The organism is Hymenobacter sp. (assembly GCF_036387835.1).
In the GTDB taxonomy this organism is placed as follows: Bacteria; Bacteroidota; Bacteroidia; order Cytophagales; family Hymenobacteraceae; genus Hymenobacter.
This window is the reverse complement of sequence record NZ_DASVSY010000114.1, coordinates 1-12,082: the sequence shown is the minus strand read 5'-3', so window position 1 is coordinate 12,082 and position 12,082 is coordinate 1. Positions and strand designations below refer to the sequence as shown.

Below are 12,082 nucleotides of genomic sequence, written 5' to 3'. Positions count from 1 at the left end.
AAGCCAATGAGCAGAATATCAGCCAAGCGGTAGCGGCATTTCGACGCTTGACGAAAATCTTCCACTTGCAGAAAGTACGCACGAATAGGGTGGCTCATGGCCCAAAACTAGGTCCCTAATGCTTCATGCGTTTGCCCTGGTTTAAAGTTAGGATAGCAACAAAGTAATATTATATCTTTAGGAACCGGTGTTGGCTTCGGCAGTTGTTTTGTGTTTTTACGCACATTTCAACCTGCCGGTAACTAAATGCAATTCCCTTATTCATCTCACCTTCTCTCTTCTATGCCCACTAATTCTACCTTACCTGAAACTGACGATCAGAGCACTTATCTCCATGAGGAAGAAAAATCTCTTTCCTCCGGCAATAAGCGGTTGAGCATCATTGTAGGAGCTATCTTTTTGCTGGCCACTGTTGGCTACTTCATGCCTGGAGAAGGAGGCCGTAATGCCATCAGCAGGGTAATGCCTTCGGTAATGCTCGGAGAAGCCAGTGTAACAGGCTCTAATCCTGCGGAGGAAGAGGCGCCGGCAAAGGAAAAAGAAGTTGCCTCGGACGAGAAAGAAGTTACTGAAGCAGCCAAACCAGTTGTCGCTGAAGTAGCCCCGCGCCGTGTAATGCGGCCAGTAGCCGAAACCAGCCTCGACAGCCGGCAAGTGCAGGCCGTAGCGGCAGTAGCCGAGCCAGTGATGGAAGAAACCGCACCTGCCACTATTGTAGCGCCCGCCGCGCCCACCTATTATACCCTGTCGGGACGTATCCTTGACGAAAATGGACGGCCGCTGGCCGGAGCCACGGTGCTGCTGAAAGGCTCGCGCAAAGGCACCGGTACCGATGGCAACGGCAACTATTCTCTGGAAGTACCGGCCGGCGACAACCAACTGGTGTATGGCTACGGTGGCTACCAAGACCAAGAGATTCGCGCCCGCGGTTCGCAGCCCGTCAACGTAACCCTGCTGCCCACCGAGGGAGGTAAGCGTCGGCGTAACTAAACAGCCGTTTCGATATTGAAAAAGGCCGCTCTGGATTTCCAGAGCGGCCTTTTCTTTTGCTGAGGTAGTGTTTGAAGTTCTGCCTTCGCCTATCGAGCAGCAAATGTGCTAACTCACTATCTCACTTACTTAGAAGAGCCAAAGCTTTTGCCGAATAGAAAATACGCGGGTACTCCCAATGCCACGAGCAGCAAGCCCATGCCGGAGTCGCGGGCGGTGGCGGGTGACACGAGTAGCACCACGCAGAAGGCCGAAGCCAGCACTACGTAGAGCAGTGGTATAAGAGGGTAGCCGAGGGCACGGTACGGCCGGGGCGTGGTGGGACGGGTGCGCCGCAAAATGAAGATGCCGATGATGGTGACAACGTAAAATAGAATCACTGAGAACATTACGTAGTTCAGCAATTGTCCGTACGAGCCCGACAAGCACAAGCCGCAGGCCCACAAGCACTGCGCCCACAACGCCACGCCTGGTACGCCCGCCTTGTTGAGCCGTGCCATACCGGGGAAAAACAGCCCGTCTTTGGCCATGGCATAGTAGGCGCGCGCTCCACTCAGAATGATGCTGTTGTTGGCGCCAAACGTACTAATCATGATCAGGCCAGCCATTACGTAGGCACCAGCGCGGCCCAGAATGCTTTCTGCCACGGCAGTAGCTACCCGGTCGTTGGCGGCATACATGATACCGCGGCTCACCACATCGGTAGCTGCCGCGGCAGGGTCGCCGTGTAGCGGCATCACCAGCAGGTACACCAGGTTGATGAGCAGGTACAGCGCCGTTACAATGCCCGTACCAATAGCCATGCTAAGCACGATGGTCCGTTCGGGCTGCACAATCTCGTCGCCGGAAAACCCGATGTTGTTCCAAGAGTCTGAACTAAACAACGAACCCGTCATGGCCAATCCGATAGCGCCCACCAAGCCCCAGGTGGTAAGCGGTACGGCCTGCCCGGTGGAGGTATAGCTCATGGCATTCCACATGTCGTGGAAGTTGAGGTTAACGGCTTGATCGTTGATGCCCAGAGCCAACCCAAACAAAATCAGCAACGCCAAGGCTACTAGCTTGGTGCTGCCGAAGATGTTGGAAATGAGTTTACCGCCTTGTACCCCGCGGGCGTTCACCCAGGTGAGCCCCACCAGCATCAGAATAGCCAGCAACTGCACCGAAGTGAAGTTGAACGACCCTACGCTAAACAGATTATTGGTTTCACTGAACCACGGCACCAGAACCCCCACAAACCGAGCAAACGCTACGGCCACTGCCGCAATTACGCCGGTTTGAATCACGAGAAACAGCGACCAGCCATACAGGAACGCGACCAGCTTGTTGTAGGCCTCGCGCAGATATACGTATTGCCCGCCCACCTTCGGGAACATGGCGGCTAGCTCACCATAGCTCAAAGCCCCGGCCAGCGTAATGAATCCGGTAATGATCCAGACCACCAGCAGCCAACCCGCTGAGCCCACCTGCCGCGCAATATCAGCCGAAACGATAAAGATACCGGAGCCTATCATGCTACCGGTCACAATCATAATTGCATCAAAAAGCGTAATAGCCCGCTTAAAATGGCCTTGTTCTTCAGACATAAAGGAAAATTCAGGATTTGGGACGGGAAGATAGAAAAAGAAAAGCCCGTTCTAGACGAACAGACTCATTCCGCCAATTCTTCCTTAGCTGATCCATCTTTCTCCTATTGCAGCAGAGGTTAAGAAGTCAGGCTTCCAATTACTGAACTGCCATACAAGGATCTTCTAGCTTCTTTCGTGACAATCAACTGCTCAAAACCACACTGAATGCCAAGTAATAGCCGTTCGGCTTCAAGTTGCGGGAAAGCAGCAAGCAACAGAATGACATTGGCCTGTGGTCCTATACGAGCTAGCGCAACACTAAAACTCGCTTCGGTCGTACCAGCTGCGCATGCGCCATGGGTCGCCTTTTTGCTTGCGCACGAGTACGAGGCGGGCCGAACCCGACCCGGCGTATTGCTGATTATCGACCTGCTCGATGCTGAGCTGGAAGGCGCGGTCGACATACACCAGCGTATCCGAAAACAGCGTGTCGGTGGTGGGAAGGTATTGGGTCCACTGCAGGTTGGCAGTGCGCGACGCGCGGAACAGCTTGTAGGTAGTGGCTATTTCCACGTCGCGGTTCCAGGTGCGGTCGACGTTGGCGGCGAAGTCGCGGAAGGTGAAGGAGAACTGCCGGTCGAGGAGCTGGCCGTAGAGCGTGGAGTCGCGCAATTGGTAGGCACTGCGGAACCTGTCGAAGAAGCCGCGCACCGTGACGGGGTTGCCCAGGAGCTGGTTGGGGTCGGTGGGCATGTCGTCGAGGCCGGGGGCGAAGGGGTTGCAGCTCACCAGCACAGCGCCAACAGCCAAGCCAGGCACTAAGAGGCGGCTAATCGGCACAGAGGGAGCAAGCAGAGGCATAAGGACCGCAACAAAACCCGGCCACGAGGCACGGCGTGGGGTGCGCCAGCAAAGGGCACGAATAAAGATAATAATTCCAGAATATAGCCCTGCCGCTTGAGGTACAGGTCGTTCGAGTACGTTAGTTTCGAATGAAGTATTTCTTTAAGTCGGTCCAACTCAAAGCACTCGAAGTACGTTGGTCGCGCCAGCCGGCTATTTTCCATTCATTATTACGACGGCGCACTAGCAATCGGATGTTGCCTTCCAGCATAGTCGACTTAAAAGCGGTATCCGACTGCACGATGCGCAGCTGATAAAGCGCTGATACCTCGGCCGAATCGGGCGTGAAGAACTGGTAGGGGCGGGTGGTGAACGTCAGCTTATTTTGGGGAGCAGCTGGCGACCGTCGGCGCAGGCTGTTGAAGTAGTCACGCTCTTCGCTCACGCTCCAATTCGTGAAAAGCGTAGCGGCCGTGCCCGCCGACGTAGGATCGGGTACGAAGCGATACTGCGGGCCGCTGAAGCTGCGCTCGTAGTTCACGGTGTTGAGCGTTTGGACGGCCGCCGTGAAGTTGGCCAACAGAATCTCGATTTTGGTGGGCGCCAGATAATCACTGGCCGCGTCGGGCGCTTCGGGCTCGCGCAAGCTGAAGCAGGAGGAAAGGCCAAGCAAGAGCAGCCCCGGAAGCATATGCCACGCTCTCGGGTTGAACCCGGCAAGAAACCGCGCAACCGTTGGGGCCGCAACCCTGGCTATTGGGTTTGCACGAAGTAAAGAGAAACATTTGCGCGTGATTTTCATCTTCTCAGAACCAAAGAGTTTGGGCTTGCCTTCCGAAGCAAAGCCGCCAAATAGAATGCTTCTGATTGCAGATGAGGCGGCGGTTTCTTTCGCACGATGAATGAGCGATAGAGGTGCTGGCTTTCAAAACACCACTCAAAATATACCGGAATTATTGCGGAAGCAGCTAGCCGTTACTGTACGCACAAGGCGGAAGCCCTGGCAGGAGCCTGCACCCGGCGGCACTGGTCGTGCGTACTATCCAGCACAAGGCCGGATTTGATTAGTATAAGTTGTGCTATCGATTAAATAGAGGGTTAAATAACCCATGATTAGAGGTTGTGGTTCAGCGCACAACCTACCATGCTATTCCCGTAAACTAAACCGCTATTTTTGCCGCCCTGTCTCGCCGTATGTCCAAGAAGCTGTTTGCCATTCTGACCGCTCTGTTGCTCTTAGCGGCCTTGGCCTCCTACGTGTACTATCGGCGCACCCAAGCGGCGGTGCCCGTCGACCCGTGGGCACTGGTACCCGACGATGCCGTGCTGGTAGCTGCCACCCGCGACCACCCAACGCTGGTACGTCACCTCAAAGAAACCCAGCTCTGGGATAACTTGCTTACCGTCCGCTACTTTGAGAGCCTGCAGAACAACGTGGCCTTGGTGGATAGCCTCACGGGCAGCCGCAACGTAATAGCCCGCTTCCTGGGTCGTAAAAAGGTACTGACTTCGGTGCACGTCACCGGCCCCAATCAGTTCGACTTGCTGTTGCAAGTGCCAGTAACCAGTATTCGCGAGTACCGGCAGGTGCGCAGCCTGCTCGATGCGCTCCAGCGCGACCCACAGTTTCGGGTTGGCACCCGCGACTACGAAGGCACTATTCTCAACGAAGTAACGGAGGTAGGCACTGGGCACGGCGTCACCTTCTTCAACTATCGTAATCACTTGCTGCTGAGCGCGAATCCGGCCTTGGTTGAGGCTGTGGTCCGACGCCTGGCTGGCCCCAACCAGCCCACCGTAGCCGCCGACTTCCAGAACATCGATTTCTTCCGGCTCCGCGACGTAGATGCCACCGTGCTAGTAAACTACCGCCGGCTGCCGCAGCTGTTAGGCGTGTTTTTTCGGCGGGAATTGCTCTCCGATATGAGCCAGGTGACCAGCCTGGCCAGCATCGGGCAAATGGAGATGAAGCTGGCTGGCAACAAAGTAGCGTTGAGCGGCTTCGCTAATCCTGAAACCACTCGCGGCAGCTTGCACGAGCGGTTGCGTGGGCAGCCCACGCAACGCCTGCGCATGGCCGATGTGTTAAGCTCGCGCACGGCCATGCTGGTGCATCTGGGCTTAGGGCCAGCTACTATACTGCGTGGTCAGCGCCGGGCTGCTATTGTGCCCGATACGCTGGCGCCGGGTGTTACCGTGTTGCTGGACAGCTTGGCGGCGGGGTTCCAGCAAGAAGTGGCTCTGTGCTACCTGACGCAGGCGTCGGCGCGGGTAAACCCAACGCGGCTGGCCTTGGCGTATTGTCCGCAGCCGGCCCGGCAGGCGCTGTTGCTCGGGCAGTTGCGGCGGGCCATGGGCACCAGTCCTTCGTTCGAGCGAGTAGGACCGTATCGGCTCTACGCCACGGGGGTGCCCGAGATGCCGGCGCGGCTGCTGGGGCCATTGTTTGGCGGGTTTCGGCAGCCGGTGGTGGCGGTGGTGGGCAACTATCTGGTGTTTGGGCAGGATGCGGCCGCCCTGCGCCAACTGCTGAACGATGTGGTAGCCGGGGAAGTGTGGGCCCGTTCGCCGGCCCAGGTTGGGTTCTTGCAAGAAACCCAGCCGATGGCTCGTTTGCGCGTGATACTCGACACCCGCAACGCCTGGAATCTGCTGTTGCGGGGCCTGGTGGAAGAGCGCCGGGCCGGTCTGCTTCGCAACGAACCGCTGTTTAAGCGCTTTCCGCAGATAGCCCTTCAGTTTACGCCCACCGGCGACGAAACCGAAGCCGAGCCCCAATACTTCACCGAGTTGCTGTTGCGGCATCCTCTAACGGGGCCCGCCGTGGCCCGCGTGCAGGGCGCAAGTGCTACCGGAGCCGCCTTAACCTTCAAAACGCCTCTGTTTGGACCGCCTATACTTACAGCGGCTGCCACAACTGGCCGGTCGGGGGTATTGGTGCAGGACTCGGCCCGGGTGCTGCACTACGTCACGCCCGAAAATGTAGTGGCGTGGTCTGATTCCTTGCCTGGTCCGATGGTAGGCACCATGCAGCGCCGCCTCGTGGCCGGGCGCCCTAGCTACCTGCTGGCTACCGCCGGGCAACTGCACCTACTCGATGCCAACGGACGCTCGGCCCCCAATTTTCCGCTCAACCTACCCGACTCAGTACAGGCTACTGCCCTGAGTGTGTCGCCAGAGGGGAATGGGGCGCCGCGCCTACTGGTGGCTGGTGGCGGTGGCAACCTGTTTCTCTATGATACCGATGGCAACGAGTATCCGGGCTGGCAGCCCAAGCGCTTCGACTTCAACTTAGCTGCCCCGCCGCTTTATCTGGTAGTAGGCGGGCGCGACATCATCGTGGTGCTGTTGGAAAACGGCTATGTATATGCCTGTGATATTCAAGGTAACGTGTATCCGGGCTTCCCCATCAGCGTGGGGGCGCGGCTGCAAGGCACCGCCTTGGTCGAGACGGGGGCCACGCCAAGCCGTACTCGCCTCACGGTAGTAAGCCAGCACGGCGAGCAGGTAACATTTTCACTGGCTGGCGACGTGGTAAGCCGCGCCCGCGTGGCCACCTGGAGCCGCAACTCGGTGTTCCGCCTGATTCCGGATCAGCGCCAACGCAGCTACGTGGTAGCCCGCGAAGAAGGCGGGCAGTTCGATTTGTTCGAGCCGACTGGCCGCCGACTGCTTAGCCGGAAGTTTATCACGTCGGGATTGAAGCCGACCCAGTTCTTCGATTTCGACGGCAGCCGGCGCGTGTACGTCGTTACCGAGCCAGGGCCGCGCCGCGCCTACGTCTACGACCGGCAGGGGCGCCTGCTAGGGGGCCAGCCGTTCGAAAGCAGTGCCACGGCAGTGGGGCTGGAGTATGACGCGCGCAACAAATCCTTCTATCTCTACCGCACCGTCGGAACCGAGTTGCGCCGCACTGATATTGAGGAGATAGGAGATAGGAGATAGAAGCGAGGAGACGGTAATAAGATCAACTCCTAGCTTCTGTCTTCTATCTCCTAGCTCCTTAGTTCACCGACAGCCGGAAGGCAGCGGGGGTGAGGCCCGTTTTGCTTTTGAACAGGCGGGTGAAGTACTGCGGGTACTCGAAGCCTAGTTGAAACGCCGTCTCGTTGATGGACAGGGAGGTGGTCAGGAGCAGGCGCTTAGCTTTTTCAATCAGGCCGTGGTGCAAATGCTGCTGCGTGTTCTGGCCGGTGAGTGAGCGAAGCATGTCGCTGAGGTAGGCGGGCGACACGTTTAGCTCGTCGGCGAAGTATTGAACGGTGGGCAGCGGCTGCTCGCCATCTTGGGTGAAGTAGGTGGTTAGCTGGGCCTCGAAACGGCTTAGCAGGTCGTGTTCAGGCGTGCGGCGGGTCAGGAACTGGCGGTGGTAGAAGCGGTTGGCGTAGTTGAGCAATACGTCCAGCTGCGAAATCAGCACGTCTTGGCTGAAGGCATCGATAGGACGCTCATACTCGCCTTTGATGCCTTGCAATAGGCTGTCGAGTACTCCTTCTTCCTGCGCCGACAAATGCAAAGCTTCGTGTACTTCGTAAGAAAAGAAACCGTAGCTGGCTATTTTTTTACCCAGTGGGTACTTGGTCAGCAAGTCGGGATGAAACACCAGCAGCCACCCTTCCACCCCCGAAGCATCCAGTGTTTCATCGACGGCAAACACCTGGCCGGGCGCCACAAAGCCTAGCACTCCCTCGCCGAAGTCGTACGATTGGTGCCCGTAATACAGCGTCCCTTTAAGGCCGCGTTTCAGGAAAATGGTATAAAGCTGCTGCACCACCGGCGTTGTAATGGACGGAAGCTTTTGCGTACCAGCCAATTCGCGGGCATAAGCCAGGTCGATGAGCGTGAGCAGCGGATGCGCCGGCGCGGGCAGGCCATAGAACCGGGCGTATTCCGTTACGGTTGACAACACAAGGAACTCTTTGGCAGGGTGTTTCATCGAAATGGGAGTGGGCCTCTGTGCTAGAAAGGCTAGGTGTGGCTTGCCAGGAAGGCGGCTACTTCAGCGTTTAGCGCGGTGTGAAAACTAGTTCGGTCGAAACCGGGCGGGTCTTGCGAAGGTGGAAAAGCAGGGCTAACCCTGGCGGCCGGAAAAGCACTTAGAAAAGAGAAGTGCCCAGCATTTTCCACTATCCGGTGTTGAACACAACTCTTATCGGCGACGCCGTGCACAACAAGCTGCCCGTGCTCAGGCGTGGTGTGCTCGTCCTTTTCGGCTTCGATGAGCAGAATCGGTAGGGTAACGTTACGCAAAGCCCCGTCCGCCCTAAACCAAGCTGTAGCCGGCGCCAGCAAAACCAATGCTTTGAGCCGATGATCAGTCGTAGTGCTGAGAAGCTGCGCTTGCCCATCCGGCGACTCATTGGGAAAGGAAGTTGGGATGCCCCCTGCCAGCGCCAAGGCCGTGTAGCCACCCATGGAGTGACCAACAACGGCCACCGCAGCCGGCTTTACCGACAACGCAAACTGCGGGTGACTGGAAACCTGGTCGATAGCCAATTGAAGGTGGCGCGGCCTAGCAATCAGGTTCTGCACTGTTCCGTGCCAGGTGTTATCGTCCCGATTGTTGAAGGGATGCTCGGGCAGACCAACAATAAAGCCATTGTGGGCTAAGTGATGCGCCAGCGTCCGGTACACCCAAGGCGAACTGCCCTTGCCATGCGAGATGAAAACCAAAGGAAACAATCCCTCTTCGATAGGCGCGTCTCGGGCTACATCAAGCGTGTAGAAGCTCACCGTTTCCTCTTTGCCGGGCATGTACGTTGGGTACAAAACAGCCAGCGGAAAAGCCAGGCTCATCTGGCTATCGGTTACTTCAATCGTGCAATAGCCTACGAAACCACTCATGGCTTTTTGGCGGCAAGTACGTCATTAACCCGGTTTCAGCATAGCCTTGATACCAGTTGAGGTAACGCGTAGGCTGCAAGCGCGAAGCCTGCACTTCGTGTATCGTTGACGAGTGGTATTGCTGACGTTGCAACGACCTTGTTCCATGCTACGCGAAGCAAAAGCTTTGCGCTACAGCCTACGCCTCACACCCGTATAAAGTCTTAGTACGCGGCGCCCATGGTGCTGCCCACCGGCATAATGGCTTCCAGTTCGGCTAGCTCAGCGGCACTGAGCTTAATGCTGGCCGCCGCCACGTTCTCTTCCAGGTACTTGCGGCGCTTGGTTCCGGGAATAGCTACTACGCCCTGAGCCAACACCCAGGCCAGTGCCAACTGAGCGGGCGTAACACCTTTCTCTGCTGCCAAGGCCTTGATCTTCTCCACCAAAGTCAGGTTCTGGTAGAAGTTTTCGCCCTGGTAGCGCGGCAGCATGCGGCGTACGTCGGTGGCCTCGAAGTCGTCCGGCGTTTTGATGTCGCCCGACAAGAAGCCCCGGCCCAGCGGCGAATAGGCCACGAAGCCAATGCCCAACTCCCGCGTTGTTTGCAGAATGGCCTCCTCTTCCACACGCCGGTCGAAGAGCGAGTACTCGGTTTGCAAGGCCGTAATAGGGTGTACCTGGTGGGCCCGGCGCAGAATATCGGCGGATACCTCCGACAAGCCGATGTAGCGGACTTTGCCGGCCTGCACCAGCTCGGACATGGCGCCTACCGTATCTTCAATTGGGGTGTTAGGGTCGAGGCGGTGCAGGTAATACAAGTCGATGTAGTCGGTGCCCAGGTTTTCAAGCGACCGGTCGATGGCCTTGTGCACATAGTTGGGTTGGCCGTTGATGTTCCAGGTCAAAGCTTCCTGGTCGTCAACTTCGTAGCCGAACTTGGTGGCAATGAGGTACTGGGCGCGCTGCCCGGCAATGGCCTTAGCCACCAGCCGCTCGTTGAGCATGGGACCATACAAATCGGCGGTGTCCAGCAGGTTTACGCCCAGTTCCCGGGCCCGGTGGATGGTGGCTATGCTTTCAACTTCGTCGGCTACGCCATACACGTTCATGCCGGCCAGGGTGGTCATGCCCATGCAGCCTAGCCCTTCCACGGGTACTTCCAGCCCTTGGCTTCCTAGTGCAACTTTTTTGATGGTGCTCATAACTATTTCAGTAAGAGAAATGAAAGTTACTTTTCTCTCTGCAAAGGTCCAGGCAATGCCGAGGTCGGGAGCTATACAAACCGGTGCTTCTGCTACACAAAACAAGACAGGCAGAGTAGCGCGGAAGCCACAGGAAGCCACAGGAAGCCACAGGAAATCCGTTCCGCGACGAGCAACGCGAGTATCCGGCAACGCGCCGGGAGGCTCACCCGCGTAGGAACTCGCCTCCGGCTCGTCGCGGAACGGATTTCCTGTGGCTTCCTGTGGCTTCCTGTGGCTTCCGCGCTACTTGCTATCAGTTACTGCTGCCAGCCCTGCACCGTGTTGCCGCCGAATATGCTGCGATTTACTGCTGGCGTGAAGATGCCGTAAGGGAAAACGGCTGCGGGGGCGCTGGCTTCGTTCAGCGTTTGAAGCTGGTCGGGGGTGAAGCGAATTTCCAGGGATGTTAGGTTGTCGTGCAGCTGTTCGAGCTTGCTGGCCCCCAGGATGGGGGAAGTCACGCCGGGCTGCTTGGAAACCCAGGCCAGCGCCACCTGCGCCGGTGAGCGGTCAAGCTGCGCGGCTACTGTGCGCAGTGTGTCGAGCACCCGCCAGTTGCGTTCGGTGAATTTCGAGTTGCCAAACGGGTTAGGGCCCGTGAGCCGACCTTCACCCATTGCACTTGCGCCCTCGGGCTGGTATTTGCCGGCCAGAAAACCAGCCGCCAGCGGGCTCCACGGCGTGATACCCAAGCCAAGCTCCTGCGCCGCCGGTATATACTCATACTCGATAGTGCGTTCCACCAGCGAGTACTCCAGCTGCATGGCAATAGGGCCCGGAATACCGTGCACCGCGGCCAGCGTTGCCGCTTTGGCCGTGTACCAGGCGGGCATGTCGGAGAAGCCGAAATAGCGAATCTTGCCGGCGCGCACTAAGTCGCCGAGCGTCTGAAGCACTTCTTCCACGGGCGTTACCATATCCCAGGCGTGCAGCCAGTACAAATCCACGTAGTCGGTTTTAAGGCGGCGCAACGAGCTTTCGAGGGCTTGGTAGATGTGCTTGCGGCCGTTGCCGCCGGCGTGCGGGTTGCCAGGACTGGTGTTGAAGGCAAATTTGGTGGCAAGTACCACTTGGTCGCGCAGGTAGCGGTCGGCAATGTAGCTGCCCACCAGCTCCTCGCTTTGGCCGCCGGCATACACATCGGCCGTGTCAACGAAGTTGCCGCCGGCCTCGATGTAAGCGTGAAAAATAGCTTCGGAAACCTCGTTGGCCGAGCCCCAGCGCGGGGTGCCGAAGGTCATGGTGCCAAGGGCAAGCGGACTAACAATCAGGCCGGAGCGGCCAAGGGTGCGGTAGGCGGTGAGAGACATAAAGGTTGGTTTCTGAAGGAGTAATTGCCTTCTGCTGATGGTCTTCTTGTTCCTCACAAAGATCCTGACGCACCTACGGTCAAGGTTATACAAACCGAAGCTTGTACTACACAAAACGCCGGGGCACGGTCCGAAAGTGATTTAGCGACTTAGTGAGTATGATGTTCGGCTGGCGCGTTTGTAGCGTGGTGCCACAAAAGTCATGGTACCATTTCACCCAACAGAACCTTGAATTCACTAAAAGGCTGTTTGAGTTAGCCAAAGAGCGATTAGAACGAGGTAGAGACGCCTCTTTGCGTCT

Annotated in this window: 9 protein-coding genes; 2 read left to right on the top strand and 7 right to left on the bottom strand. The window is 57.5% G+C overall.

What is annotated here, in order from left to right; genetic code table 11:
* Positions 1–282: 282 nt before the first annotated feature.
* Positions 283–990: a carboxypeptidase-like regulatory domain-containing protein gene (locus VF639_RS22405; protein ID WP_331148183.1), complete on the top strand. Its 708-nt coding sequence runs from the start codon at positions 283–285 to the stop codon at positions 988–990.
* Positions 991–1,115: 125 nt separating this feature from the next.
* On the opposite strand, the gene VF639_RS22400 is transcribed toward VF639_RS22405, so the two are convergent.
* The 3 genes from VF639_RS22400 to VF639_RS22390 form a co-directional block, all read right to left on the bottom strand.
* Positions 1,116–2,576, bottom strand: a complete 1,461-nt coding sequence (locus tag VF639_RS22400; protein WP_331148182.1) for an APC family permease — start codon at positions 2,574–2,576, stop codon at positions 1,116–1,118.
* Between the two features lie 300 nt (positions 2,577–2,876).
* Positions 2,877–3,419, bottom strand: coding sequence for a hypothetical protein (locus tag VF639_RS22395; protein ID WP_331148181.1), 543 nt, complete (start codon positions 3,417–3,419; stop codon positions 2,877–2,879).
* A 121-nt stretch (positions 3,420–3,540) separates the two neighbouring features.
* Positions 3,541–4,047, bottom strand: a complete 507-nt coding sequence (locus VF639_RS22390; protein WP_331148180.1) for a hypothetical protein — start codon at positions 4,045–4,047, stop codon at positions 3,541–3,543.
* 548 nt (positions 4,048–4,595) lie between these two features.
* Here VF639_RS22390 and VF639_RS22385 point away from each other — a divergent pair.
* A complete protein-coding gene (locus tag VF639_RS22385; RefSeq protein WP_331148179.1) occupies positions 4,596–7,346 on the top strand; it encodes a hypothetical protein in 2,751 nt (916 codons plus the stop codon).
* A 58-nt stretch (positions 7,347–7,404) separates the two neighbouring features.
* Here VF639_RS22385 and VF639_RS22380 read toward each other — a convergent pair whose 3' ends face one another.
* The 4 genes from VF639_RS22380 to VF639_RS22365 all read right to left on the bottom strand — a co-directional run bounded on the left by VF639_RS22380 (position 7,405) and on the right by VF639_RS22365 (position 11,781).
* Entirely contained in the window at positions 7,405–8,337 is a 933-nt protein-coding gene (locus VF639_RS22380) for a helix-turn-helix domain-containing protein (protein ID WP_331148178.1), read from the bottom strand.
* 32 nt (positions 8,338–8,369) lie between these two features.
* Positions 8,370–9,245, bottom strand: a complete 876-nt coding sequence (locus tag VF639_RS22375) for an alpha/beta hydrolase family protein (RefSeq protein ID WP_331148177.1) — start codon at positions 9,243–9,245, stop codon at positions 8,370–8,372.
* 203 nt (positions 9,246–9,448) lie between these two features.
* Positions 9,449–10,429, bottom strand: coding sequence for an aldo/keto reductase (locus VF639_RS22370; protein ID WP_331148176.1), 981 nt, complete (start codon positions 10,427–10,429; stop codon positions 9,449–9,451).
* Between the two features lie 299 nt (positions 10,430–10,728).
* Complete coding sequence (locus VF639_RS22365; protein WP_331148175.1) at positions 10,729–11,781, bottom strand: aldo/keto reductase; 1,053 nt, start codon at positions 11,779–11,781, stop codon at positions 10,729–10,731.
* Positions 11,782–12,082 lie beyond the last annotated feature (301 nt).